At 68.4% G+C, this 25,041-nt stretch carries 21 protein-coding genes and 1 tRNA gene; 6 read left to right on the plus strand and 16 right to left on the minus strand.

The features are described 5' to 3' along the window. Window positions 1–49 precede the first annotated feature (49 nt). Window positions 50–1,552 carry an RDD family protein gene (locus ACFU5O_RS04570; RefSeq protein WP_384236192.1) on the minus strand — a complete coding sequence of 501 codons (1,503 nt, stop codon included), beginning with the start codon at window positions 1,550–1,552 and terminating at the stop codon, window positions 50–52. A gap of 255 nt (window positions 1,553–1,807) precedes the next feature. Here ACFU5O_RS04570 and ACFU5O_RS04575 point away from each other — a divergent pair, with 255 nt between their 5' ends. Further along, window positions 1,808–2,338: an SsgA family sporulation/cell division regulator gene (locus ACFU5O_RS04575; protein ID WP_384236195.1), complete on the plus strand. Its 531-nt coding sequence runs from the start codon at window positions 1,808–1,810 to the stop codon at window positions 2,336–2,338. A 253-nt stretch (window positions 2,339–2,591) separates the two neighbouring features. Here ACFU5O_RS04575 and ACFU5O_RS04580 read toward each other — a convergent pair whose 3' ends face one another. Together ACFU5O_RS04580 and ACFU5O_RS04585 are read right to left on the minus strand one after the other, a co-directional pair. Beyond that, the gene (locus ACFU5O_RS04580) at window positions 2,592–2,972 is read right to left on the minus strand and encodes a VOC family protein (RefSeq protein WP_384236197.1); all 381 of its coding nucleotides are present in this window, start codon (window positions 2,970–2,972) and stop codon (window positions 2,592–2,594) included. 174 nt (window positions 2,973–3,146) lie between these two features. Then, entirely contained in the window at window positions 3,147–4,526 is a 1,380-nt protein-coding gene (locus tag ACFU5O_RS04585) for an FAD-binding oxidoreductase (protein WP_384236200.1), read from the minus strand. A 108-nt stretch (window positions 4,527–4,634) separates the two neighbouring features. On the opposite strand from ACFU5O_RS04585, the gene ACFU5O_RS04590 reads away from it, so the two are divergent. Further along, window positions 4,635–6,383 carry a tetratricopeptide repeat protein gene (locus ACFU5O_RS04590; RefSeq protein WP_384236203.1) on the plus strand — a complete coding sequence of 583 codons (1,749 nt, stop codon included), beginning with the start codon at window positions 4,635–4,637 and terminating at the stop codon, window positions 6,381–6,383. Window positions 6,384–6,532: 149 nt separating this feature from the next. Here the strand turns inward: ACFU5O_RS04590 and hppD are convergent, their stop codons facing one another. Beyond that, the gene (gene hppD / locus ACFU5O_RS04595; RefSeq protein WP_384236206.1) at window positions 6,533–7,678 is read right to left on the minus strand and encodes a 4-hydroxyphenylpyruvate dioxygenase; all 1,146 of its coding nucleotides are present in this window, start codon (window positions 7,676–7,678) and stop codon (window positions 6,533–6,535) included. 122 nt (window positions 7,679–7,800) lie between these two features. Between hppD and ACFU5O_RS04600 the strand changes: the two genes are divergently transcribed. The 3 genes from ACFU5O_RS04600 (at window position 7,801) to ACFU5O_RS04610 (ending at window position 9,221) form a co-directional block, all read left to right on the plus strand. Further along, complete coding sequence (locus tag ACFU5O_RS04600) at window positions 7,801–8,277, plus strand: Lrp/AsnC family transcriptional regulator (RefSeq protein WP_384236209.1); 477 nt, start codon at window positions 7,801–7,803, stop codon at window positions 8,275–8,277. 78 nt (window positions 8,278–8,355) lie between these two features. Then, window positions 8,356–8,955: a helix-turn-helix domain-containing protein gene (locus ACFU5O_RS04605; protein ID WP_384236212.1), complete on the plus strand. Its 600-nt coding sequence runs from the start codon at window positions 8,356–8,358 to the stop codon at window positions 8,953–8,955. A 77-nt stretch (window positions 8,956–9,032) separates the two neighbouring features. Further along, entirely contained in the window at window positions 9,033–9,221 is a 189-nt protein-coding gene (locus tag ACFU5O_RS04610) for a hypothetical protein (protein ID WP_384236215.1), read from the plus strand. Between the two features lie 98 nt (window positions 9,222–9,319). Here ACFU5O_RS04610 and ACFU5O_RS04615 read toward each other — a convergent pair whose 3' ends face one another. The 5 genes from ACFU5O_RS04615 to ACFU5O_RS04635 form a co-directional block, all read right to left on the minus strand. After that, complete coding sequence (locus ACFU5O_RS04615) at window positions 9,320–10,114, minus strand: PDZ domain-containing protein (RefSeq protein WP_384236218.1); 795 nt, start codon at window positions 10,112–10,114, stop codon at window positions 9,320–9,322. Between the two features lie 149 nt (window positions 10,115–10,263). Further along, window positions 10,264–10,905, minus strand: coding sequence for an IclR family transcriptional regulator (locus tag ACFU5O_RS04620; protein ID WP_384236221.1), 642 nt, complete (start codon window positions 10,903–10,905; stop codon window positions 10,264–10,266). Window positions 10,906–11,655: 750 nt separating this feature from the next. Further along, window positions 11,656–13,440, minus strand: a complete 1,785-nt coding sequence (locus ACFU5O_RS04625; protein WP_384236224.1) for a DEAD/DEAH box helicase — start codon at window positions 13,438–13,440, stop codon at window positions 11,656–11,658. A 168-nt stretch (window positions 13,441–13,608) separates the two neighbouring features. Next, window positions 13,609–13,860: a type II toxin-antitoxin system death-on-curing family toxin gene (locus ACFU5O_RS04630; protein ID WP_384236227.1), complete on the minus strand. Its 252-nt coding sequence runs from the start codon at window positions 13,858–13,860 to the stop codon at window positions 13,609–13,611. A gap of 41 nt (window positions 13,861–13,901) precedes the next feature. After that, window positions 13,902–15,365 carry an MFS transporter gene (locus tag ACFU5O_RS04635; protein WP_384236228.1) on the minus strand — a complete coding sequence of 488 codons (1,464 nt, stop codon included), beginning with the start codon at window positions 15,363–15,365 and terminating at the stop codon, window positions 13,902–13,904. A gap of 265 nt (window positions 15,366–15,630) precedes the next feature. Here ACFU5O_RS04635 and ACFU5O_RS04640 point away from each other — a divergent pair. Further along, window positions 15,631–15,702: transfer RNA gene (locus ACFU5O_RS04640), tRNA-Cys, on the plus strand. A gap of 53 nt (window positions 15,703–15,755) precedes the next feature. On the opposite strand, the gene ACFU5O_RS04645 is transcribed toward ACFU5O_RS04640, so the two are convergent. From ACFU5O_RS04645 to mycP, 7 genes are all read right to left on the minus strand, one after another. Beyond that, window positions 15,756–16,418 carry a hypothetical protein gene (locus ACFU5O_RS04645; RefSeq protein WP_384236229.1) on the minus strand — a complete coding sequence of 221 codons (663 nt, stop codon included), beginning with the start codon at window positions 16,416–16,418 and terminating at the stop codon, window positions 15,756–15,758. Window positions 16,419–16,445: 27 nt separating this feature from the next. Further along, window positions 16,446–17,093 carry a hypothetical protein gene (locus ACFU5O_RS04650; RefSeq protein ID WP_384236231.1) on the minus strand — a complete coding sequence of 216 codons (648 nt, stop codon included), beginning with the start codon at window positions 17,091–17,093 and terminating at the stop codon, window positions 16,446–16,448. 1 nt (window position 17,094) lies between these two features. Beyond that, a complete protein-coding gene (locus ACFU5O_RS04655) occupies window positions 17,095–19,413 on the minus strand; it encodes a hypothetical protein (RefSeq protein WP_384236234.1) in 2,319 nt (772 codons plus the stop codon). A gap of 13 nt (window positions 19,414–19,426) precedes the next feature. Continuing rightward, window positions 19,427–19,852: a hypothetical protein gene (locus ACFU5O_RS04660; RefSeq protein WP_384236237.1), complete on the minus strand. Its 426-nt coding sequence runs from the start codon at window positions 19,850–19,852 to the stop codon at window positions 19,427–19,429. 1,089 nt (window positions 19,853–20,941) lie between these two features. Beyond that, window positions 20,942–23,221 carry a hypothetical protein gene (locus tag ACFU5O_RS04665; RefSeq protein WP_384236240.1) on the minus strand — a complete coding sequence of 760 codons (2,280 nt, stop codon included), beginning with the start codon at window positions 23,219–23,221 and terminating at the stop codon, window positions 20,942–20,944. Window positions 23,222–23,226: 5 nt separating this feature from the next. Beyond that, window positions 23,227–23,676: a hypothetical protein gene (locus ACFU5O_RS04670; protein ID WP_384236242.1), complete on the minus strand. Its 450-nt coding sequence runs from the start codon at window positions 23,674–23,676 to the stop codon at window positions 23,227–23,229. A gap of 172 nt (window positions 23,677–23,848) precedes the next feature. Next, window positions 23,849–25,030, minus strand: a complete 1,182-nt coding sequence (mycP, locus tag ACFU5O_RS04675; protein WP_384236245.1) for a type VII secretion-associated serine protease mycosin — start codon at window positions 25,028–25,030, stop codon at window positions 23,849–23,851. Between the last annotated feature and the right edge of the window lie 11 nt (window positions 25,031–25,041).

Below are 25,041 nucleotides of genomic sequence, written 5' to 3' on the forward strand. Positions count from 1 at the left end.
CCGTTCGGGGGACCCGCGGGGCCAGAGGGCTGACAGAGCGTCAGCCGCGTCACCCGGCGACGAAGGTGTGCGCCACCTTGTCGTGCCAGCACTGCCGCCACGGCCGGTCGAACAGACACCACAGCACGTTCACGACGCCGATGACCAGCACGCCCAGCACTCCGTGCACCAGCCAGCGACGCAGCGCCGCCCCGAACGCCGGGGGCTCGAACGACTCGATGTCCCGCACCTCGAGACCCATCAGCTTCTTGCCGAGCGTATGGCCCCATCTGGAGGTCGGCAGCGCTTCGTACAGCACGCCGAGCAGGAGCAGTACGGCCAGTGCGATACCGAACTGCGTGGCCGTCGTCCCGTCGAGCAGCCAGACAGTGACGGTCTCGCCGGACAGCTTCGCCGCCTCGATCTTCTCGTCGATGTGCGTCAGCGCCGTGGAGATGAACGGGAACGACACCGCTCCGGCGACGGCGCCCAGCACGAGCGTGTCGATCAGCCGCGCCGCGAACCGCTTCCCGAGCGAGGCGGGCCGGGCCGCCGCCTGCGCCTGAGCGGCCTGCAGGAACGGGTCGTCGACCGGCGGCTTCCAGGGAACGACCGGCCGTCGCTCGGCCTCGGCCTGCGCCTGCACCTGGGCGAGCTGGTGGACCTGCTGCGCCCAGGACGCCGCACCGCCCCCGACCCCGGCGCTCAACGGTGTCTGCTGCTGTGCGGGCACCTGGGGCTGGGCAGGCGGCGCCTGCGGCTGCATGTACTGCGCCTGGGGCCGGGCCTGCTGCAGGCTCTCGGACGGTTGCGGTGCCAGGGGCTGCTGCGGGTCGGGCGGACGGATCGTCATCGTCCCCTCGGCGGGCGCGGTGCTGCCCGTCGGCTGCTGGGCGCGGCTCGTGGCCCTTCCCTCGGGCACCGGGTCAGGACCGCCCACGCTGCGCACTCCTGGCAGCGCACCGCCCGTGGGGTCCGCCGGGGCAGCCCCGCCGGCTCCGTCGTCACCGTCGGCAGACGGGCCGGGCGCACGGTCGAAACGGACACCGGAAGCGGCACGAGGATCGGCACCGGACCCGGCTGCCGCGGGCGCTCCCGGGGAGCGCGCGTCCCGGCCGGTGGCGGCACCCCAGCTCTCGGCCGGGGCCGGCGCGGACGGCAGCCCCGCCGACGCCGCGAGGCCGTCCGCACCGGCACCGCCCGCACGTGGGTCCTGGGGCGTCGAGCCCCACGAGACGCGGTGGTCACGGTCGCCGCCGAAACCCGACTGCTGGGAGGTGTCCGCATGCCAGGCCGAGGCGGGCCCGTGGCCGCTGCCCGCCGTCGTCTCCGGGTCCTCGTCCAGGAAGACGGGGCCGGTCTCCTCCACCGAGGGCGTGTGCGGCGCCGTGGGATAGGCCGACACGGCCGACGGCGGGGCGGGCAGGGACTCGCCGTCCCTGGGCGCCGGCCGGCTCGTACCCGGCACCCACGCCGCGCCGTTCCAGTACCGGACATATCCGGGGATGGACGGATCTGGATAGAAACCAGCCGCGGGACTTCCGTCGCCGGTTGCCGGGGTTGGGGCGCTCATCACCGTGGTCCCGTATCTCCTGGAGGGCCTGGAGGGCATCGAATCAGGGTCCACATCTATCAGACCGCCGCGCGACCCTGGGCCAGTCCTGCCATAAGGCCCACTTTCCGGTAACGCTGTGCCTCACCACCGCAACTATGCCCGAACCGACTGAGAAGTTGGTGACGGAAGTCGCGTAATAGTCGGCGGGGAAGGCGCTCTCTCCCTGCGTGGCCCGCGCCCGGGCCTCGTACCAGGAAAGGAAGTCGCACTCTCATGGACACCGTGGTGGAACGCGAGCTGGAGCTCAACATGGTCCTGTCGCCGGAGCGGAGCGTCCCGGTTCCCGCCCGGCTGACCTACCGCACGGCCGATCCGTACGCCGTGCACATCACCTTCCACATCGGCTCGGAGCACCCCGTGCACTGGACCTTCGCCCGTGAGCTGCTGGTCGAGGGAGTCTTCAGGCCGTGCGGGAACGGGGACGTCCGCATATGGCCGACCAAGGTGGAGGGACGCAGCGTCGTGCTGCTCGCCCTGACGTCGCCGGACGGGGAGGCCCTGCTCGAGGCGTCCGCCGCGCAGCTCTCCGCCTGGCTGGAGCTGACGCTGCGGGCCGCGCCGCCGGGAAGCGAGGCCGGACAGATCGCGTTCGACGACGAGCTCGCCGAACTCCTCTCACCGGCCCCCGCCCCGGCCCGCACCGACGACCTGAAGCTGCGGGACCCGTCCCCCGCGTTCGGCGGGGAGTCCCCGAGACCCGCGGACGAGCCGCAGGACGGCGAGGCGTGGGACCGGGAGGCGTAGGCCGTGCCCCGGCAGGCGATGGCGGTGCCCTGCTGCCGGTGGGCGACGGCCGGCGGCACCCGGGCGCGGCCCGTCACCCTGCGTGCTGTGCTGGGGAGGGCCACTGCCCGTCGGTGAACTGCCGACCCCGGTAACAGGGGTTCACATCGGCGAGGGCGCTCCCCTCCCTCCGCGTCGCATCGCCTTCCTCGGTACGGCAACTTCGACGGACGGCCCCGAAGCGCGGGCGGGGGCTGCCTCGCGGTGGAACCGGCTACACGTAGGTGTGGGTGATGAACTCGATGGAGTGGCCGTCGGGGTCGTCGATGTACACCCCGCGGCCGCCGAAGTGGTGGTTGATCCGCTGTGGCTCGGCGTGCCTGGGGTCGGCCCAGTAGGGGAGTTCCCGCTCCTTTATCCGGCCGAAGATCTCGTCGAACTCCTCGTCGGAGACGAGGAACGCCAGATGCTGGGAGACGACGTCCGCGTCCGCCTGCTCGTCGAGGTAGTCGAGCGTGACCCCGTTGGCGAGGGGGACGCTGGCGAAGGGGCCGAAGGGCTTGGGGTCGGGTGCGTCGATCAGGCCGGTGAGGAAGCGGGCGCCGGCGAAACGGTCGCGGCTGTGGACGATGGTGTGGTCAAGACGAGCGGGCACGGCTCCTCCTTCGTCGACGTACTTCCACGCTAGAACGCGGGCCGTGTCCGGGACCATCGGGCATGAGGACCAGGTCCGTGGTCCTGGTCCTCGCGGGGACGGCCGGGGGCCGCCCGGAGCGCAGACCCGAGCGGCAGGCCCGAGCGGCAGGCCTGCAACGACAGGGCGAAAGCCTCAGAAGATCTTGCCCGGATTGAGGATGCCCAGCGGGTCGAAGGTCTGCTTGATCCCGCGCTGCAACTCGATGCCGACCGGCCCGAGTTCCCGTGCGAGCCACTCCTTCTTCAGTACGCCCACGCCGTGTTCGCCGGTGATCGTGCCGCCGAGCGCCAGCCCGAGCGCCATGATCTCGTCGAACGACTCGCGGGCGCGCCGCGATTCGTCGGGGTCGGTGTGGTCGAAGCACACGACGGGGTGGGTGTTGCCGTCGCCCGCGTGGGCGCAGACGCCGATCGTGAGGTCGTACTTCTCCGCGACGGCCGCCGTGCCGTCGAGCATCGCGGCGAGCTGGGAACGGGGTACGCAGACGTCGTCGATCATCGTCGCCGACTTGACGGTCTCCAGGGCCGTGAGTGAGAGCCGGCGGGCCTGGAGCAGCAGCTCGGACTCGGCAGCGTCCTCCGCGGGCACCACCTGGGTGGCTCCGGCGGCCGTGCACAGCTCGCCGACGGCGGCGAGATCGGCGGCCGGGTCGGGGGTGTCGAAGGCGGCGAGCAGCAGCGCCTCGGTGGAGTCGGGGAGGCCCATCTGGGCCATCCTGTTGACGGCGTGGATGGTCGTACGGTCCATGAGCTCGAGGAGCGACGGCGTGTGACCGCGCTCCATGATCGCGCAGACCGCGTCGCACGCGGCTCTCGCCGAGGGGAACTCGGCGGCGAGGACGAGCTGCTGGGGCGGCTGCGGTTTGAGGGCGAGGACCGCTTTCACGACGATGCCGAGGCTGCCTTCGGAGCCGACGAAGAGCCGGGTGAGGTCGTATCCGGCGACGCCCTTGGCGGTGCGGCGGCCGGTGCTGAGCAGGCGGCCGTCGGCGAGGACGACGTCGAGGCCGAGGACGTACTCCGCGGTGACGCCGTACTTGACGCAGCACAGCCCACCGGAGGCGGTGCCGATGTTGCCGCCGATGGTGCACATCTCCCAGCTGGAGGGATCCGGCGGGTAGTACAGGCCGTGCTCGCCCACCGCGCGGCTGAGCGTGGCGTTGACGACGCCCGGCTCGACGACGGCGATCCGGTCGACGGGGCTGATCTCCAGGATCCGGTCCATCTTGACCAGGGAGAGAACGATGCAGCCGTCGGAGGCATTGGCGGCGCCGGACAGTCCGGTGCGGGCGCCCTGTGGGACGACCGGGACACGCAGCTCGGTCGCGGTGCGCATCACGTGCTGGACCTGCTCGACGGTGCGCGGCAGTACGACGACGGCCGGGGTGCCCGCGTCGCAGAAGCTCGCCATGTCATTGGCGTACGAGGCCGTGATGTCCGGGTCGGTGATCAGGGCTTCTGCGGGGAGGCCCGCACGCAACCCGGAAACGAGCCGGGAGAGGAGATCGTCCATGATCCCAGACTGGCACCGGGGGCCATCGGTGTGAACCCGGCTGCCATCCGGTTGGCCGCACCGGGTGTGTTCTTCGTATTGGCTGGATGTCGGCGCACAGTGATCGCCATGAAGACGCGATACTCGCCACACGTCAGGAATGCCGCGATCGGCACACTGGTCGCCGCGGGACTGGTCGCCGGAGTCCTGGTCCTCGGCCCGGGCGAGGACGCTCCCGCGCCCGCTTCCGGGCCCGCCGCCCGCGCGATGCTCGCGGCGGGTGCCGGGGCGCCCGCGTCGCTGAACGATCTGTCCGCGCTGATCGCGAACCGCGAGAGATGGGTACGGTCCCGCCCGGCCGACGAGGCGGCGTGGGCCCAGCTCGGCTCCGCGTACGTGGAGCGGGCGGCACTGGTCGGCGGGTGGGCGGACTACCCGAAGGCGGAGAAGGCGCTCAGGCGTTCGCTGGCCGTACTGCCTGCCGGGAAGGGGAACGCGGAGGCCGAGCTGGGGATGGCGGCGCTGGCCAACGCGCGGCGGGACTACGCGTCGGCGAAGCGCTGGGCGGAGGGCGTACGGGCGCGCACCCCGAAGCGCTGGACCGCCTATCCGGTCCTGATCGACGCGTACAGCGGTCTCGGCGACTACAAGGCGGCGGCGCGGTCGCTGGACATGCTGCAGAAGCTCCGTCCCGGCACCGCGCCGACGCTGGGGCGGGCCGCGCTGGTGAACCGCGACCACGGGCTGCGCGAGGACGCGGCGGCGAAGGCGTACGAAGCGACGACACGGGTGGGCAGCAAGGCGGAGAGGGCCGTGGCCCTGCACCGTCTCGGTGAGCTCGCGTGGGAGCAGGGGGAGCCCGCCGACGCCGTCGGGTACTACGACACGGCGCTGCGGCTCGACCCCGGGCACCATCCGTCGCTGGCGGGCCGTGCGCGGGCGCTGGCGGCGCTGGGGCGCAAGGACGAGGCGATGCGGGACTACGAGGACGCGCTGGAGGTGCTGCCGCTGCCGGAGTACGCGCTGGAGGCCGGCGAGCTCTACGAGTCGCTGGGCCTGGACGGGGACGCACGCACGCAGTACGAACTCGTCCGTACCAGGGCGACGCTGGCGCGGGAGTTCGGGGTGAGCGAGGAACTGGTGCTCGCGCGCTACGAGGCGGACCACGGTGACGCCCAGGCGGCGGTGCGGCGGCTGACGCAGGAGTGGGAGCGCGGACGGCGGAACGTGTACGTCGCGGACGCGCTGGGGTGGGCGCTGCACCGGGCGGGGCGGTCGGACGAGGGGCTGGTGTACGCGAAGAGGGTGGCGTCGGTGGGGATGCGCAACGCCCTGTTCTCGTACCACCAGGGCAAGATCGAGCGTGCGCTCGGCTTCGGCGGCCCGGCGCGCCGGCATCTGGCGGAGGCCCTGCGCATCAACCCGTACTTCTCGCCCCTGCTGGTGAAGCCCGCGGAGAAGGCCCTCGCCGAACTGGGTGAGGCGCCGTTGGGGAGCCCGCCCGACGACGTCACGGGCCGGCCGCCGTTGAGCGAACCGGACGAGCCCGAGGAGATCACACCCTCGCCCTCGGCCTCGGCCTCGGCCTCGCCGTCCTCGCGGGACGCCAGGAGCGGGGAGGAGGGCCGCCGGAACGAGAACCCGGTCGGGGGCGGAGGGGATGCCGGGCGTGGGCCGCAGGACGAGGGCGGAGGCCGCCGCGGACCGCAGGACCAGGGTCAGGACGTGCGCCCACCGGAGAACGGGAACCGGGATCAGCGCGGACCGGCGGATGCCGGCCAGGACGGACACGGTCCGGAGGGCGGGAGCCGGGCGCCGGAGCCGGGACCGCCGACGAGCCCGGCGAGCCCGGCGAGCCCGGCGAGCCCGGCGGGCTGAGCACCGGCCGGGCGGAGGGTTCCGCCCGGCCGGTGCCGCGACCGGCTCCTGGCTCCTGGCTCCTGGCTCCTGGCTCCTGGCTCCTGGCTCCTGGCTCCTGGCCACCGGTATCTGCTGCCGGAGACCGGCGCTGGAGACCGGCGCCCGCGCTACAGGTTGCCGCGCTTGGCCTGCTCGCGCTCGATCGCCTCGAACAGGGCCTTGAAGTTGCCCTTGCCGAAGCCCATCGAGCCGTGGCGTTCGATCAGTTCGAAGAAGACGGTCGGACGGTCCTGGACCGGCTTGGTGAAGATCTGCAGCAGATAGCCGTCCTCGTCGCGGTCGGCGAGGATCTTCAGCTCCCGCAGGGTCTCGATCGGCACCCGGGTGTCACCGACCCACTCGCCCAGCGTGTCGTAGTAGGAGTCGGGCGTGTCCAGGAACTGGACGCCGGCCGCGCGCATCGTGCGCACCGTCTCCACGATGTCGTTCGTCGCGAGCGCGATGTGCTGCACACCCGCGCCGCCGTAGAACTCCAGGTACTCGTCGATCTGCGACTTCTTCTTCGCGATCGCGGGCTCGTTGATCGGGAACTTCACCTTGAGCGTGCCGTCCGCGACGACCTTCGACATCAGCGCCGAGTACTCGGTCGCGATGTCGTCGCCCACGAACTCCTTCATGTTCGTGAAGCCCATGACCTTGTTGTAGAAGGCCACCCACTCGTTCATCCTGCCGAGCTCGACGTTGCCCACGCAGTGGTCGATGGCCTGGAAGGTGCGCTTCGCGGGGGGCTCGACGACCGGGTCGGCGGCGGCGAACCCGGGCAGGTAGGGGCCGTCGTAACCGGACCGGTCGACAAGGGTGTGGCGGGTGTTGCCGTACGTGGCGATGGCGGCGAGCACCACGGTCCCGTGCTCGTCCTTGATGTCGTACGGCTCCTCGATGCCGCGGGCGCCGTGCTCGACGGCGTACGCGTACGCCGCGCGGGCGTCCGGCACCTCGATGGCGAGGTCGATGACCCCGTCGCCGTGCTCGGCGACGTGGTCGGCCAGGAAGCGGCCCCAGTCGCTGGACGGCTTGATGACGGAGGTGAGGACGAAGCGCGCGGCGCCGTTCGTCAGGACGTACGAGGCCGTCTCACGGCTGCCGGTCTCCGGTCCCGAGTACGCGACGAGCTTCATGCCGAAGGCCGTCGAGTAGTAGTGCGCTGCCTGCTTGGCGTTGCCGACGGCGAAGACGACCGCGTCCATTCCCTTCACCGGGAAGGGGTCGGCCTGCCGAGCGGTGTGAGGGGTCTGCTCCTGGATCTCAGTCATGGCGGCAGACTCCCCCCGATCCACAAGCTGCGCAATAGTTTGTCTATCGGCTGGGCAACCTGTCCAGACGCTGCCCGATATGTTCGGGCGATCTGTACAGGATGACCATCGGGAGGCCGGTCGTGGCGATCGATCATCTGGACGGCAGGCTCATCGTGCTCCTCGCGCGCGAACCCCGGATCGGCGTTCTGGAGGCGTCACGCCGTCTGGGCGTCGCACGCGGCACGGTCCAGGCGCGCCTGGACCGGCTCCAGTCGAGCGGGGTCATCCGGGGCTTCGGTCCGGACGTCGACCCGGCGGCCCTCGGCTACCCGGTCACCGCGTTCGCGACGCTGGAGATCAAGCAGGGCCAGGGCGCCGATGTGCGGGCACATCTCGCCACCGTCCCCGAGGTGCTGGAACTGCACACGACCACAGGCCACGGCGACATGCTCTGCCGGCTCGTCGCCCGCTCCAACGCGGATCTCCAGCGGGTGATCGACCGGGTGGTCGGCTTCGAGGGAATCGTCAGGGCCTCGACGGCCATCGTGATGGAGAACCCCGTACGGCTGCGGATCATCCCGCTGGTGGAACAGGCGGCGGCGGACGCGGGCCTGTAGACACCCGGAGGCCGGACACAAAGAACTCCTTGCAAAGAAGTACTTGCAACATGTTCTTTGCAACTCTACTGTCGAGCCATGCCCGAATCAGAGGAAGGGCTCGAGCCCGAGCCCGCAGAGTTTCCGACCCGCACGCTCGATCCCCGGTCGCTGCGCGGGCTGGCCCATCCCCTGCGGATGCGGCTGCTGACCGTCTTGCGGCGCAACGGCCCGGCCACCGCCTCCCAGCTCGCGGAGCGACTCGGCGAGTCCAGCGGAGCCACGAGCTACCACCTGCGCCAGCTCGCCGCGCACGGCTTCGTGGTGGACGATCCGGAGCTCGGCAAAGGCAGGGAGCGCTGGTGGAAGGCCGCCCAGCAGGGCACATATATCGACGAGTCGCTCTACATGGACCCCGATCCCGAGACACGCGGCGCCATGAGCGTCCTGCTGCACGAAGTCGCCTCGATGCACACCCAGGAGCTCTCGACCTGGGTGGGCACGATGGGCGACTGGCCGGACGAGTGGCCGAAGAGCGCGGACATGAGCGACTTCACCCTCCGCCTGTCCCCCGCCCAGCTACGGGAGCTGGGCGAGAGGCTCCATGCGCTCGTCGACAGCTATCGCGAGGTCGAGCCCGCGGAGGGCGCTGAGCGCGTACGGCTCCATCTGCACGCGTTTCCCCAGAAGACCGACTGAACCGAACGGACCGACGGGCCCCGAACGGACCGACGGGCCCCGAGCGAGCCGACCCAACCGATCGAAGGGACCAGGTCATGCACAGCGACATCCACCTGCATCTGCACGAACTGCGCGCCAGGGAACTGCACCGGGAAGCGACCACCACGCGGCCCCGGTCGGTCGCACCGCGCCGGGCCGTCCTGCGAGCCCAGCTGGGCTGGGCGCTGGTCTCGCTCGGCCTGCGTCTGGTCGCCGCGCCCCGGCCGCGTACCGCGGCGGCCTGACGGCCGGCGCCGGCGCGCAGGAGCGAGGCCTGGACGACCGTCACCTCGCCGGCGACCGCGAGCCCGACAGCGTTGAGGTCACGCGCGGAGAAACTGCCTCAGCAGGTGGGGACCTTGCTCTCGTCCCCGTCCAGGGCGCGGAGCGCGTGCACGGCTTCGTCCAGCGTGGTCACCGGGATCAGCCGCATCTCCTTGGGGAGTTCGGCCTTGGCGTCCGCGCACTCGTCCTTGGGAACGAGGAAGACGGTCGCCCCGTCGCGGGCCGCCGCCTGTGTCTTCAGGGCCACCCCGCCAACGGCGCCGACCTTGCCCTCAGCGGTGATCGTTCCCGTGCCCGCGATGTTGCGGCCGCCGGTGAGGTCGCCCCCCGCGCCGTCGCCCTCGAGCTTGTCGATGATGCCGAGCGAGAAGAGCAGCCCCGCGCTCGGTCCGCCGACATCGGCCAGGCTCAGGGTGACCTTCACGGTCCTCGGACTCCTGTCGAGATGACCCAGAGCGGCCTCGACCGCGCTGTCCTGGGACTTCTCCATCTCGGCGACGTTGTGCTTCTCGATCTCCTTGTCCGACTTCCCCGACGGGTAGACCGAGTCGTGCGGCAGCACCGCGCGGTCCGTACGGAACCAGGCGTCCACCACATCGCCCAGGTCCACATCCACGGAGGGCCCGGTCGCCATGATCGTCGTCATGCGCAGCTCCCCCGCCGTCTTCCGCGTGGGGGCGCCGGAAATCGTGATCACCGGCTTCCCGTTGTCCGACCCCAGCACATTCGTGGTCTGCCCCGGCTGGGCCAGGGCGAACGGCAGCGGCGCCAGCCCGGCGACCGCGAGCAGTGCGACGACGGGAGTGGCGCTTACGACCAGAGCCCAGGGGCGCGAGAGACGTGAGAGGAACACGGAGTCAATCTAGCGGTCCGCCCGCTGCGCCTCGGCGCCGAGGGCCGGGCCGGGGGCTGGGGCTGCGGGCCGGGGCTGCGTGGGCCGCAGGCATCGCGCGGCGAGGGGAACAGGGCCCTGTCGACTCGACGCCGCGCCTGCCGTACGTATCACCGCAGCGCGTCCGCCACCTCGCGGGCGGCGTCCACCACGCGCGGGCCCACCCGCTCAGGGACGGAGTCGGCGAGCATCACGACGCCCACACTCCCCTCTATGCCCGTCACCCCGATCAGCGGGGCGGCGGCGCCGCTCGCGCCTGCCTCGAGTTCGCCGTGGGTGAGCGTGTACGAGGGCTCGGTGAGGCCGCCTTGGCGGGCGGCGAGGATGGCCTTGCCGGCGGCGCCGCGGTCCAGAGGGTGGCGGAACCCGGCCCGGTACGCGACGTGGTAGTCGGTCCAGGTCGGCTCGACGACCGCGACGGCCAGTGCTTCGGCCCCGTCGACCAGGGTCAGATGAGCCGTGGCTCCGATGTCCTCGGCGAGCGAGCGCAGCGCGGGCAGCGCCGCCTCGCGGACGAGAGGGTGCACCTGGCGGCCGAGGCGCAGCACGCCGAGCCCCACCCGGGCCCGGCCGCCCAGGTCCCGGCGGACGAGCGCGTGCTGTTCCAGCGTGGCGAGCAGGCGGTAGACGACGGTCCTGTTGACGCCGAGCCGGTTGGACAACTCGGTGACGGTCAGGCCGTGATCGGTGTCGGCGAGCAGCTTGAGGACGCGCAGTCCTCTGTCGAGCGTCTGGGAAGTTTCCGCGGTCACGACGCCCTCTCCTTCGGGAGTGAGTGTCGGCGACGCTCTCGCGGGCTGTGCTGCGGCACCGGTCCCCCGGAGCGACCGCACGCACCCAGAGGCCGCCGGCAGGTCCTGGCACACCGGCTGCGCTCCGCGGCGGCGCTGCCACGGGGCGTTGTCAATGCGGGGAAATGTAGCGATCGACTCCGCTCAGCGGAAGACCTCGTCCAGAATCCGGGCGCCGGGGCCGCTTTCACACCCCTTGGGGGGACCCGGGACGGGACGACTCGGACGTTCGTTCGGCGATGGTGGCGACATTCCCGAAGCCCGGTTGCGGGCCCGTCGGCCTGCCGGGGCCGCCCGACCGGTCTCGGAGGTCTGTGGCCGATCCGCGCGGTACCCGGCTTTCGGCGTCGGGTGAAAGCCGCCCGGTCGTTCAGGAGACCGGAACCAGAGAGTCCTCCCGGAGACCGGAACAGGAGGACCGGTGAGCCCGAAGCCCCGGCCGTTCCGTAGCCGGGAGGGCCGGGAGGGCCGGGAGGGCCGGGAGGGCCGGGAGGGCCGGGAGGCCCCGGAACCCGTCGGAGCCCGGAAGCCCGTACAGAGCCGGGAACCCGTCAGAGCCCGAAAGCCCATGGACAGCCCGGAACCCGTCAGAGCCGCAACCCGCCAGAGCCCGGAACCCGTCCAGAGCCTGAAGGCCGTGAGAACCGAAGCCAGTGAGCCCGCTCGCGGTCCGGCGGACGTCACCGCATCAGCGCCCCGAAGCGCCGGGCATCACCGCATCCGCGTCGCCCACTCCTGTACCTTCTTGATCCGCTCCCGGATCTGCCCCGCCGTCGCCTCCGCGCTCGGCGGCCCTCCGCACACCCGCCGCAGCTCGGTGTGGATCACCCCGTGCGGCTTGCCGCTCTGATGGACGTACGCACCCACCATGGTGTTCAGCTGCTTCCGCAGCTCCAGCAGCTCCTTGTGGGAGACGACCGGCCTTCGTTCGGCCGGCAGTTCCACCAGGTCCGCCTCCGCGTCCGGCTTCTTCCTGCTGTGCGCGATCTGCCGCGCCTGCCGCTTCTGCAGCAGCAGTTGCACCTGGTCCGGCTCCAGCAGCCCGGGGATGCCGAGGTAGTCCTGCTCCTCCTCGCTCCCCGGGTGGGCCTGCATGCCGAACTCGGCGCCGTTGTACATCACACGGTCGAAGACCGCGTCGGACTCCAGCGCCTCGAAGGGCAGCATGTCCTGCTCGCCGGTGTCCTCGTCCTCCTGCTTGTTCGCCTCGTCCATCTCCTTCTCGGACTCGGCGTAGGGGTCCTCTTCCCCGTCCTTCTTCGGCCGGTCGAGCACATGGTCGCGCTCGACCTCCATCTCGTTGGCGAAGCCGAGCAGCATGGGGATGGTGGGCAGGAAGACGGACGCGGTCTCGCCGCGCCGCCGGGACCGTACGAATCGGCCGACGGCCTGTGCGAAGAACAGCGGCGTCGAGATCGTCGTGGCGTAGACGCCCACCGCCAGGCGGGGCACGTCGACGCCTTCCGACACCATGCGGACGGCGACCATCCAGCGGTCGTCGCCGTCGCTGAACTCGTCGATCCGCTTCGACGCGCCCGTGTCGTCCGAGAGCACGACGGTCGGCTTCGCTCCGGTGATCTCGCGGATGAGCTTGGCGTACGCGCGCGCCGAGTCCTGGTCGGAGGCGATGACGAGACCGCCGGCGTCCGGGATCCCCTTCCTCACCTCGGTCAGCCGACGGTCGGCGGCACGCAGGACGTTCGGCATCCACTCGCCGCGCGGGTCGAGCGCCGTGCGCCAGGCCTGTGAGATCGCGTCCTTGGTCATCGGCTCACCGAGACGGGCGGCGATCTCGTCGCCCGCCTTGGTGCGCCAGCGCATGTTGCCGCTGTAGGAGAGGAAGATGACGGGCCGGACGACTCCGTCGCCGAGCGCGTTGCCGTACCCGTAGGTGTAGTCGGCGGCGGACCGCCGGATCCCGTCGTTGCCTTCCTCGTACATGACGAAGGGGATGGGGTTCGTGTCGGACCTGAAGGGCGTACCGGTGAGCGCGAGACGGCGCGTCGCCGGCTCGAACGCCTCCAGGCACGCCTCGCCCCACGACTTCGAGTCGCCGGCGTGGTGGATCTCGTCGAGGATGACGAGGGTCTTGCGCTGCTCGCTGCGATTGCGGTGCAGCATCGGGCGTACGCCGACACCGGCGTAGGTGACGGCGACGCCGTCGTACTCCTTGCTCAGCGGGCCCGCGCTGTACTCGGGGTCCAGCTTGATGCCTATCCGCGCGGCCGCGGCCGCCCACTGCTTCTTCAGGTGCTCGGTCGGCGCGACGACGGTGACCTGCTGGACCACGTGATGGTGCAGCAGCCAGGACGCGAGAGTCAGCGCGAAGGTCGTCTTACCGGCGCCGGGGGTCGCCACGGCGAGGAAGTCGCGCGGCTGCTCCTGGATGTACTTCTCCATGGCGGCCTGCTGCCATGCGCGCAGCTTGCCGGCCGTGCCCCAGGGGGCGCGGCCGGGGAAGGCGGGTGAGAGATGGTGGGAGGCGGTAGTAGTCACGATCTCCGGTTTGAACCAATGGGCCGCGCGCAGCCTCAGGCAGGGCGGCGGCGGGTGACGGGCGGGCTCTCGGCTAGGGCGTTAGGTACGACAACCGGGCCACCTTATCGGTGGCCCGGCCGCGGTCCGGGCCGGACGAGGCCGGGTTCCGGCGGAGTGCGACAGGCGTCACAGGGTTCCCAGGACCTCTCCGACGGCACCGACCGCGTCGCTCTCGCCGCTCGCGACGGCGACGACCAGGTCGTACGCACGGTCCTGGTCGGCATCGGCAAGATCGACGCCGTTGAGGGCGAGGAAGGTGGCGGTGGCCGGCCACGCGGTGTGCTTGTTGCCGTCGACGAAAGGATGGTTGGTGGCGATCGCGTGCAGCAGCGCAGCTGCCTGTTCGTAGACGTTCTCGTACGCGTTCGGGTGGTGCATGGACTGAACGTAGCGACCAGCACGCCTCCGGCACACCGGGTTTACGAGCCGGCGGGCACCCGCAGGCGCGTCGCCACCCACGCTCCTACGAGCGCCACACCCGCCATCGGCAGGAAGACGGCGGCGAAGGCCGCCGGGTGGGAGCCGCCCGCGGCGGAAACGGCGTGGCCGCTCATGCCACCGCCCACCGCGCCTCCCCCCAGCGCCGCGAACGCGGCGCCGCCCGACGCGAGCAGCAGCACATTGGACAGCCCGTCGGAGATCTGGAGCGCGGCCGAGTTCGTACCGGCCTCCTCCGGTGCCGACAGGTGCAGCAGCAGCACGCTCGTGGAGCTGATCACCAGTCCCATCCCGAAGCAGCCCCAGCCCCAGGCCGCGGCCACGATCCACACCGGCACGGACGGGATCAGTACGGTCGGCGCGGTGGCGATCGCCGTCGCGACGAGCACCATGCCGACGGCGGTGAGCCGTTCGCGGTACGGCTCCACGGGCGGCCGGGACTGGACGTACGAACCGAGCGCCCAGGTCGCCCCGCCGAGCGCGAGCGAAAGTCCGGCGAGCGTCGGCGACAGCCCCCGCTGGGTGACGAGCATCAACGGTACGAACGACTCCGCTGCGATGAAGGAGCCGGCCGCGACGCCGCGCAGCAGGACGACCGACGGCAGCCCCCGCGCCGCCCGGTACGTGCCGCGCGGCAGCAGCCCGCGCACGGCGGGTGCCAGCAGCGCCGCGCCCGCAAGGGCCGGGATCAGTGACAGCCAGCGCAGATCCTGGCCGGCGAACTGCAGCAGTCCGGCGCCCAGCGATATCGCCAGCGCGAGCCGGATACGCCGGGTGTCGAAGGCCGTGGCGGGCGCCTCGGGGTCGACCGGCCCCGACGCCGTCCGCCGTATCGCGGGCAGGGCGAGCGCCAGTGGCACGACGACCAGCACCGGGATGCCGGTGAACACCCAGCGCCAGCCGAGCTGCTCGGTCACCGTCCCGGCCGCGAGCGGCCCGACCACGGACGGCACCACCCAGCTCGCGGCGAACGCGGCCATGATGGTCGGCCGCAGCCGCTCCGGGTAGGCGCGGCTGACGACGACGTACAGCGCGACGATCACCAGCCCGCCGCCGAGCCCCTGCACGGCCCGCCCGACGATGAACAGCCACATCGCCCCGGCGGTACCCGCCAGCACCAGCCCGGCCGCGAACGCCCCGATCCCGGCGGTGAGCGCCCCCAGCGGCCCCCGGCGGTCGGCCCACTGCCCCGACACCACCATCCCGAAGAGGCTGGTCGTGAAGTACGCGGAGAACGCGAACGCGTACAGCTCGACCCCGCGCAGCTCCCGTGCGGCGACCGGCATGGCCGTACCGACGGCGGTCGCCTCGAACGCGATCAGCAGCACGACGGAGACGATGCCGATACTGAGGGCGCGGTGCTCGCGCCCGAGTACACCGCCGGGCGCATCGTCGACTTCGACGGCACCGCCGCCGTCGGTGCGGCGCGATCTGAGGGCTGTCATGGGCCCAGGGTAAGGGGCATGTTCGCCGATCGCCCCTGTCGCGGGACGGGGTCCGGGTCGGTCCTTGGCCCTACGACCAGGGTCCGCCGGCCTGTGGCGCGCCGTGAACATCCGTGAATGCCCGTGAACCCCGTTGCCGCCCGTGAACGGCGTATGGCAGTCGCATTGCAGCCTCGGCGCGGCCCTTGAGCGGCTTCACTCCGGGCCCTACGTTCGACGCGTAGGACAGAACAGGCACGACACGCACGACACGCACGACAGACACGGCCGTGTGCCCGAGTGGCTCAGGGAATCGCCTGCAAAGCGATGTACACCGGTTCAATTCCGGTCACGGCCTCGACGACCACGCGAAACGGCCGCTCCCAGGTGTGGGGGCGGCCGTTTCGATGACTACCGGGCGGGCGCGGGGGCAGGGACGCCGCTGACCAGCTTGGTGTCGTTCCGACAGCCAAGTTCGACGGCGACCTTCCGCGCGACGGCGTTGGCCAACGTGACCTGGTGCGCCCTGATGTCCTTCTGCGGGGCCTTGTTCAGGTCCGGCCCTTCGAGCTGCGCCTGAATGACGATCTCGTGAGCGGGAACCTTCATACGGCATGTGAAGAAGACCGATGCGAGAGCTTCGGACGATGACGCGAGCTCACCGGACGTGAAGTACGTGACGGTGCCCTCGAGGCGCGGATCCCGCTCCAGGGCGGCCAGGACCGGGCGGAGGTCGATACGGACGGCTGAGTCCGCATTCTTGACGGGCAGCAGCCGACAGTAGGGAATGCCCTGTATACGGGCATTCTCACCCAGCCCGAAACGGGCGGTATCCCGGAGAGTCTCCAGCGCCTTCTCCGGCTCGGAAAGATCGCTCCTGAAACGCTCGTCACCGGTGATCGCCTTCAGCGCGGCAGAAGACGGGGCATCCTTCGCGAAGGCACCACAGACCTCCCTGGCCGACTTGCCCCGGTCCGCCTCCGCCGTGCCGTTGTCGCCGCCGGAGGAACAGCCCGTCGTCACCGCCATAACGGCGACGACGGGGAGGATCGACTTTCTCAACGCCGCCGACATGTCACCTACGTCCTCCCGGAAAAGCGCTCAGCGATCCGCCGCAGACGGGACACCCGCCACAAGCTTGGTGTCGTTCTGGCAGCCCAACCCTGCCGCAACCGTACGGGCAGCCGCGTTGAGGACCGTGACCTGGAGCGCGGGAAGATCCTTCTGCGCGGCCTTGGTCTCGCCCGGTCGCTCGAGCTCCGCGGCGACGCCTATCTCCTTCGCAGACTCCTTCATCCGGCACTTGAAGGCGATCTTCGCGTAACGGTCCGATGCCTGCGCCGACTCGCCGGTGGAGAAGGCGGCGAAGGACGCGGTGTCGCTGCCGTCCGGGAATGCCACGGCCTCACGAAAGACGATGTCGAGGGCCGCCTCCCCGTCGGAGGCCGTCTGGAGCCGACAGAAGGGACTACCGTTCGCCAACTCCTTGGTGCTGAGTTCGCCGTCGGCGTCCCGCAGGGCCTTGAGCGTCTCGTCGCGCTGAGAACGGTCGTCGACGAGACCACCGTTTCCCACAAGCGCCTTGAGCGCGCCGAGGGCCGGCGCATCCTTGGCGAAGGCACCGCAGACCGCTTCGGCCTGCTTGCCCTTCGCGACACCCTCGCCGTCGTGGTCGTCGGAGCAGCCCGCTGTCGCCGCCAGGAAAACGGCGAGAGCGGGAACCATGAGCGTTCTCAGTGCGGTTCGCATGTCACTTCTTCGGTTCGTACGGATCGGGCAGGGAGTCGTCCTTGGCATGCAGGCGGCTGTCCTTGACGTACTTGGTCAGGTCTTCCTGAATGTAGTTGCTGTCGTCCTTGCTCCATCCAGGGGCCTGTGCGTAGGCCTGAGCCGGCGCAAGGGCATTCTCCTTGCCCGTTCGCAGCGCATCGTCCTTCAGGTCGTCGGACTTCTTCTTGAGAGCCTCGTCCTTCTCGTACTTCTCGGCCGTGTCGTCGGCCTCCATGCCCAGGTAGGTCACCACGGCGCCGCCTGCTGTCTCTGCCGCCAGCGGCACGAGCACGCCCCCTGCGCCACCGGTCAGCGCCACGACACCTCCCGCAACCGCCGCGCCCACGCCGAACTTGACCCACTCCGTGGTCCTGCCGATAGCCTTCTTGTGCTCCTCTGAGTCCTTGGTGTAGTCCTGGTCGATTTGTGCCATGCGTGACTCGTCGAGGATGCCGTGCGTCTCTGCGCCGATCCGCAGCGCCGTTTTGGCGTCGGTGAAGTCGAGGTCCTTTGCGGGCCCGGAACCCGGCTTCGGACCAACCTCGTCCATGACGCTCGTCGTGTACAGCGTCTGCGCCGCCGACAACTGGCCGTGACCGGACTCGCTCTGCGCCACGGTGCCCATGAAGTTGATCGCATCGTCCCGGTTGAACAGCAGCTCGGTGTCGAACTTGTCCCCGAAGCGGGACTTGCCGTCCGGACCGTTGTTCCCGAACGGTGAGTTCGGGACCTCCCGCATGGAGGATCCGTCCTCCTGCTCCATCGACCGGTCGAGCTCGTCGATGTACGCCGCGCCCATCTTGCCGAGACTGTCGTCGATGCCCGGCTGCTCGTGCATGTACTTCGGGTCGTCGCCGTACCGTTCGACCACCTTCTGCATGACCTCGGCGTTCTCGGCCGTTCGTACGTCCTTCAGTCCCTCGGTCGGCGCATCGTACGGGTGGCCGGTCGTCGCGGACTCCAGTGCATGACCAAGAGCGTTGTAACCCGGCTCCTTGGTCATGTCGCCCTTGGAATTGAGCTCCTCAGGCCAGTCGCGGTCCTTGGTGAAGTAGTCGAACGCGCTGAGCTTCTTGTCGTCCTTGGCGTTCTCCGGCGTCAGATCGATGTCGCTGTTGAAGAACTCCGTGGACGCCTTCGGGCTGTGGCCGAGCGCCTCCATGTACCCCGACATCGGGTCCTGGCCGTTGCCGCCTTCCATCCAGTTGAGATGGGACGGCTGCGGCTGGAACCATGCACGACCGGGAGGGAGAGAGCCACCGTGCGTCATCTTGTTCTCGGTCACGACGAGCGCGTTGCCGTAATTACGGAGGAACTTGTCGTCGTAGTCCCCCACGCGCATGAGGTTGCTCATGACCTGGAAACCGTACGGATGCGTGCCTCGGGTCTGGATCGGCTCGCTGCCCGCCTTGATGACGTCGGCCTTCCACTGCTCCATCTCCGGGCTGGTGGAGTGGGTCGCCGAGGCGAGCGTCAGGCTCCAGTTCTTCTGCAGCTCGGTGAGCTTGTCGCGATGGTCGATGCCCAGGCGGGAGCCGTCGCTGGGGTCGCCCATGTCCGCCCAGTACTCCATCGAGCCCTTCGGGCCGACTTCCAGGGCGAACCGCTCGGCGAAGTACCGGTCGTCGGCGTTGTTCTTGAAGAGCTTGTTGAGCTTGTCGATCTCCTCCGGGGTCGCCTCGTCGCCCTTCTTGTAGAGCTCGTGGGCGAGCTTCGCGTCCTCGGCGTCCTGCGCCTTGGACGCGTCCTTGAGGGAGTCGTAGCTGGTGCCCGAGAAATTGTTCTTGTCCTTGCCGACCAGGGCACGGAGCGCTCGAGAGGCGATGTCGTCGGCGTCGTTGGCACGCTCGACGGCCGACTTGATGGCGGAGCGCATGGCATCGAAGTCGGCCTGCTCCGGCTTGGGCCCGTCGTAGTTCTTGCTCCTGCGGTCCGGATGGACCAGATAGCTCACCGTGCCGTCGGGGTCGATCCTGATCCCCTTGCCAGGAGCATCCTGGACGAGCTTCTCCAGTTCGCTCTTCGCTGCCTGGAACTCGCCGTGGGCATCCCTCAGGATGTTCCTGATGCTGGTCGCTTCTTTGAGCGCATCTCCGAATTCCTTGGCCGTCTTCTTCACGAAGGCCTGCGTCACACCCGCGTTCTCGCCCGCCCAGTCGGCCTTCTCGGCCTTCTTGAGCAGGCCGTTCACTGCCTTGTCCTCGGTCTTCTCCAGCTTGGTGACCGTCTCGGACCAGTCCGTGACCGCTTCCTTCAGGCTGCCGAGCCTGGCGTGGAGGACCTGATCGAATTTCAACACCTGCGCCCCCTCCTCAGCTGAAGTGCTTGTCGATCATGGACATGGAGAAGTTGGTCACCAGGACTTCCTCATGGTTCGCGTGGCTGATGACCGTGTCCTCGAGGTGGTTGTGGATGTGCGCGCAGGCGCTCAGAAGGGTCTCGGACTGCGTACGCCACGTGTCCCAAGCGGTCCAGAGGGCCGATCCCGTCGAAAATCCGTCCGCGTCAAGGCTGGTGGACGCCGAGTCCGTCTGAGCTCCGGCGTGAAAGGCGTCCGTCTCGAACCAGTGGTAGAGCTCCTGGGCCTCGTTGCCGACGGCCTTCAGGTCCGGCGACGTGACTTTGTAGTCCGCGGCACCCACACCGCTCGACGATCCCCCGTCCGCGTGGTTCAGCTGCATGCCGACATTCGCGGTGGCGGCGGCGCGAGCTGATGCCCACTCTTCGTCGAACGACATGTTCCCCCTCGATCACAACCAGTTGCAGCCGGCAGCCCGGCGCTTCCACCCTATGAGGGCGCCCGATCGGGTCTTACTGCGGCCGCCTCGTGTGCACGGAATGCGCACAAACGCACGACCGGGTCTCCCTCAGCCACTTCCGAACGTGACGTCCCGTCACGCGGGTCTGGAGCCGACAGAAGGGACTATCGTCCGCCAACTCCTTGGTGCTGAGTTCGCCGTCGGCGTCCCGCAGGCCCTTGAGCGTCTCGTTCTGGTAGGGCAGGAATCGCCTTCGAGAAACGAACTCCCCACCGCGGACCTTTCACTGAAGTCCTTCGAGGCAGACTCACTCGCCTCCCTGCATTGGGCGCACCGCCCGACGGCAACCGAGAGTGGCTCACCGTGAGCTCCCGTTGGGCTGGGGCACACCGCCATCGTTTGTGCACTTGAGCGCTACCGCGAGACCGTGCGTCACATCCTGGAGCACGGTGACGTTGTCCCTGTACGCGCCAGCTGCGGCAGTTGCCGAGTACTGCAGTCGACTGCGGATAATCGACTCAGCACCCTCGGCAGCCGAAGACCGGGGCAGCACGCACGTGAAATAGATGTCCGCGCCCTCAATGGTCCCGTTGGCCCGCAATCCAACGGAGTCAACCCGGACGCTTCCCTTGGCGCCTCCTCCCGACGGTGGTAGGGCGTCGACCCGTTCGAAAGACACATAGATGTCGCTGCCGACGGCCACGGCTCGGCTCGTCCCGTCGGTCAGCCCCACGGGCGTGATTCGACAAAAATCGGCGGGGCTCGCCGGGCCCCCTCCGATCCACCCCTCCACTTGGTCCGCCAGCGAGCCGATATCAGGTGACCCCACCTGAGTGAAACGCTTTACCCCGGCCACGCGGGCGAGTGCGGCGCCACCCGCGTTCGAGAGCCCGCCACAGATCTGCTCGGCAGACAGCCCAGCCTGGCTCGCCGCACTCTCCCTCGGCGAGCTTGCGTCATCAGTGCTGGCGCATCCGACTACGCCCAGCAGCATCGTCGCCAGCAGCGTCACGGCCGAACCACGCATTGCCGGTCGACGCGGGTGGGTCACCGCGTTCCATGACGTACTCACTTATTGCCATCCGTCCGATCAGCAGAGTTTGCGCCTCGATCGTAGGCGTTAAGTGCCTCTTGTCCGTACGTTGTCCGAAGACCCGGATCAACCTGGTGCAACTCCATATAGTTCAGCAACGGGCTCTGAGCCCGCACCTTTCCGAGCTGCTCGAAATCCTCGGCATTCAGGCTGGCCTTGCTGGAGAAATCTGCCTCCTTCTCCAAAGCTTCCTCACTGTATTCATTCCCCCAATATGTCTCGATCGCGGCCGTTCCCGTATCGACCAGCATGGGAACGAGTGTTGCTGTGGCAATACCAGCCGTAGGCCCGAGGAAGGGGGTAACCGCAATTCCGGCTCCGATGCTCAGCGCCGAGCTCATTCCGAACTGCTTCCAGGCCGCACTCTTCTCGTACTCAAGATTGGCCTTGTCCTCTTCCCCCTTATAGAATTCGTTCACATCAGATATCCGTGCCTCATCCAGAATCCCATGTGCGTAGGCACCGACGTTGACCGCCGTTCGAACCTTCTCGAGGTCATCCGGGTAGGCGACCATGGCGCTGTTGGTGAACGCTTGCTGAGCGGACGAAAGGACTTGATAGCTCCCGTCGTATTGCCCGACGATCTGCATGAACTTCCGAGCGGAGGGTTCGTCCATGGACATATGATTCGGGCCACTGTGCTTGAAAACAGCATCAGGGTTGGCTGATCCGACCGCACCCCCTTCATGCGCTAGGGACCAGTTCAGATCATCGATGTAACCGGCACCCATCCTGGCCAGACTATCCCCGACCCCCGGCTTATCCTTGATAAAATCGGTGTCTTTGGAGACAATGCTGGTCACCTGCTCCATAACATTGACCGTCGAAGCGTCTCGCCGCGCCCCGAGATCGGGCTGGTCGTACGACACCCCGAGCGTCGCAGCCTCAAGGGCATGACCCAACTCGTCGTACCCGTACCCGAGATCACTGTCCTTGCCGAGCACAGAGTCCTTGGGCCATTCCCGCCCGGTCAAAAGGTACTTCAGGTCGGCATCCATCTGTTCTTCCGGCGGCTTCCCGGGATCGTACTCGGCCCAGTCGGTCGAACTGAACACCTGCTTGGCCGCCTCGGGGTTGTGCCCGAGCGCTTCCATGTACCCGGCCATCGGGTCCTGCCCCATATCGGTTCCACCGATATTGAGGTAGTAGGCGGCACCGTCGGGGCGCCAAAGATCCTCTGCTTTCCCCTTGAAGTCCCGCTCGAAGGAGATAAGCTCCTTTCCGTAATCCTTCAAGAAATTCGTATCATATTCACCATAGCGAAGCAGGCTACCCATGACCTGGAAGCTGTAAGGTCCTTCCGACTGAATTCCAGCGCGATAGTTGATATCCTTGATCCGCTCCGGGCCGATGAGGGCCATGCCATCCTTCCAGCCTTGCATGGCAGCACTGTCGGAGTGGGTTGCTGTCGCAAGAGTGTGGCCAAGTGATTTCTGAAGATCCCGAAGGGCTTCTACTTCCTTCTCGTCGGTTTGCTGCTTGTCCGCCACCGCCTGCCAGAAGTTCACGGTACCCCGAGGACCGAGCGTAACAGCGAACTTCTCCGAGAAATAGGGATCGCCCTCATGGCTGGCCAGAATTCGGTTCACACGAGCGAGCTGCGCCGCCGTGAGCTCCTTTCCTGAGATAGCGGCAAACGCCAGTTCCGTCGCCGCCTTGGCATCCCTTTCAGCCGACTTCCTCTGCGCCATGGCCTCATCGACACTGCTCGCAGTTTCTGAATCAAATCCTCGCTTTCGACCATTATGATCCTGCGAAAGCGCGAAATGCAGAGCTTCGTCCGCCTCGCTGGCGTCCGCTACGGCCCGTTTCACGGCGTCGTTGTAATAGTGAACAGTCTCCAGGTACGACTTCTGAAGTGCTGCCGCATGTTCCGTCTGGCCTGACGGAACGGAGACAAATACACTCCCCTCTGGGGAGATCTTCAAATACTTGTCCTCAGCAACAGCGGTCTCGACATCACTAAGCCGAATCTGTGCTGACTTGAGTTGACCGTACGCGTTACTCAGAAGACCATGAACATCCTTTGCCTCTTCGGCAGCTCGATAGAATTCTCGCTCCACGGTGAAAAATGTCGAAAATGCCTCCTGTGCCGCTTCACCGATCCAGTCGGATTCGCGAAGATTCTTCGTGACCGTGGACCCGAAAGTGCGGGAGATCTCCTCAAGCGCGCCGGGAAGAGTCTTCCATTTGGTCAACGCCTCGGACAAAGGGGTCAGGTTCGCCTGCTTTACCTGGCTATACGTCAGTGCCATTGCTATCAACCCTTGACCGTCGGCTTGGAGGGCTCATCGCCCTTGCCGTCACGGATCCCCTTCATGCGCGCCGTCCTCTCGGCTTCTTCTGCACGAAAATCGGCCGCGGCACCTCGAAGAGCCCCCGCCACCTTCTCACTGAGCAGGCCACGCATGTAGAGCATCTGCGATTCCCAGCGCTGGTGAAAGGTCTCGAAGGCTTCCGCCGACTTGAACCCCTTCAGCGATCCCCCGACCAGCTTGGTTTCCTTCATCGCTCCATCATCAGCCTGCATGAAACTGGTGAGGACCTTGTCAGCTGCTCCCGCTCGTCCTTCAAGTACATCGGCATCCACATGGAGTTGGGTGCCAGGGCCTCCTCGTCCTCCGTTTCCGTCGTCAACGCTGTTGAGTCGCATACTGACGTTGGCCGCCGCTTCGCTTCGAGCAGCAGCCCACTCATTCTCGAACGACACGGCTCCTCCGTGGGTAGCTCGGTGCTCGCACATATACGAGATCAGGGTCCGTAATGAGGGACGAACTCGCGCGTGGTGAACTTGAGCGCGGGTGCACGTCCTGAGGCTGCAGCACACCCTGCAGTGGGACCGATGAAGGCAAACCCGGTCGCCCTCAGCGAACCCAGCGCCCTCAGCCTCTCCGGGCGCGGATCGCAGGCACAGCGATCGCAGCGCCGAGCAGCGCCGCGGCGCCGATGCCGAGGCCGATCCAGAGGGTGGTGTGGCCTCCGTTGTCCGAGGCCTTGGCGGCTGCGGCCGGCTTCTCGGCACCTGCTGCTGGCGTCGGCGCCGCACTGGGCGCCTTCGGATCTGCAGCCTTGATGTCCGGGAGGGGATACTCGTCGGCGGGGCCCGGGTCGACGGTCTGGGACAGGGCGATGCGTGGACGGACTACGCCGTAGCCGATGTAGTCGTTCCGCTTGGCTCCGCTGGTGGGGGCACCGGCGGTGTTGATCAGGACGCGCAAAACCTGGTTGTTGGTCCAGTTCGGGTACTTGGACCAGATGAGGGCCGCGGAGGCGGAGGCGAGGGCGGTGGCGTCACTGCTGCCGTGGGAATCGCAGAGCCCCGTCTCTCCCGTGCAAGCGGTGATGATGCCCTCACCCGGTGCCGCCAGGTCGACGTGCGCGCCAATCTGCGATTCCTTGGTTGCCTTGATGTCCTTGCCGATAGCTGCGACGCCGACAACCCCCGGCGTGGCAGCAGGGTAGTTCGTGTAGCCATGCTTTCCGCTGTTGCCCACAGCGGCGAAGACAAGTTTGCCCCTTCCAAGCGCATACTTGACGGCCTTGCGGGTCTCGGACCCGTCGTAAGGTCCCCCGAGCGAGATATTCATGATCTTCGCTTCGGAATCGGCGGCGTAACGGATCGCCCTGCTTGTTTGGATGTCGTCGCTCTTGCCCGCACCCAAATCGACCTTCACCGGTAGAATCTTCGCCCCGGGCGCGAGGCCGAACGAGCCGTCACCTTTCGGGTGTCTTCCCGTCCCCGCAATGACTGCGGCCATGGTCGTGCCATGCCCGTTACGGTCGATACGCGCGTCATCCGATTGCGTCGAGAAGCTCTTGCCTTCGAGAACCTGTCCCTCAAGCTCAGGGATGGCCTTGACGCCCGAGTCGATCACGGCGACCGTGACGCCCTTGCCTGTGCTGACCTTCCACATCTCGTCGGCCTTCATGGCGCTCAGGTGCCACTGCCTCGACCGAATCGAGTCGGCATGAGCAGGGGCTGAGGCCACGCCAACCAGCAGCACTGCGAGGAGAGCTGATGCAGGCGTGCTCAGCCTGCCGAGTCCGGTGCTGCTGGTGTGCATGAAATTCCTCT

The organism is Streptomyces sp. NPDC057445 (assembly GCF_042802855.1).
GTDB lineage: Bacteria > Actinomycetota > Actinomycetes > Streptomycetales > Streptomycetaceae > Streptomyces.

Excerpts from the sequence above, each read along its gene's own strand:
- ACFU5O_RS04570 (WP_384236192.1), bottom strand. The coding sequence starts at position 1,552 with ATGAGCGCCCCAACCCCGGCAACCGGCGACGGAAGTCCCGCGGCTGGT.
- ACFU5O_RS04575 (WP_384236195.1), top strand. The coding sequence starts at position 1,808 with ATGGACACCGTGGTGGAACGCGAGCTGGAGCTCAACATGGTCCTGTCG.
- ACFU5O_RS04585 (WP_384236200.1), bottom strand. The coding sequence starts at position 4,526 with ATGGACGATCTCCTCTCCCGGCTCGTTTCCGGGTTGCGTGCGGGCCTC.
- ACFU5O_RS04590 (WP_384236203.1), top strand. The coding sequence starts at position 4,635 with ATGAAGACGCGATACTCGCCACACGTCAGGAATGCCGCGATCGGCACA.
- hppD (WP_384236206.1), bottom strand. The coding sequence starts at position 7,678 with ATGACTGAGATCCAGGAGCAGACCCCTCACACCGCTCGGCAGGCCGAC.
- ACFU5O_RS04605 (WP_384236212.1), top strand. The coding sequence starts at position 8,356 with ATGCCCGAATCAGAGGAAGGGCTCGAGCCCGAGCCCGCAGAGTTTCCG.
- ACFU5O_RS04610 (WP_384236215.1), top strand. The coding sequence starts at position 9,033 with ATGCACAGCGACATCCACCTGCATCTGCACGAACTGCGCGCCAGGGAA.
- ACFU5O_RS04630 (WP_384236227.1), bottom strand. The coding sequence starts at position 13,860 with ATGCACCACCCGAACGCGTACGAGAACGTCTACGAACAGGCAGCTGCG.
- ACFU5O_RS04635 (WP_384236228.1), bottom strand. The coding sequence starts at position 15,365 with ATGACAGCCCTCAGATCGCGCCGCACCGACGGCGGCGGTGCCGTCGAA.
- ACFU5O_RS04645 (WP_384236229.1), bottom strand. The coding sequence starts at position 16,418 with ATGTCGGCGGCGTTGAGAAAGTCGATCCTCCCCGTCGTCGCCGTTATG.
- ACFU5O_RS04650 (WP_384236231.1), bottom strand. The coding sequence starts at position 17,093 with ATGCGAACCGCACTGAGAACGCTCATGGTTCCCGCTCTCGCCGTTTTC.
- ACFU5O_RS04660 (WP_384236237.1), bottom strand. The coding sequence starts at position 19,852 with ATGTCGTTCGACGAAGAGTGGGCATCAGCTCGCGCCGCCGCCACCGCG.
- ACFU5O_RS04665 (WP_384236240.1), bottom strand. The coding sequence starts at position 23,221 with ATGGCACTGACGTATAGCCAGGTAAAGCAGGCGAACCTGACCCCTTTG.
- mycP (WP_384236245.1), bottom strand. The coding sequence starts at position 25,030 with ATGCACACCAGCAGCACCGGACTCGGCAGGCTGAGCACGCCTGCATCA.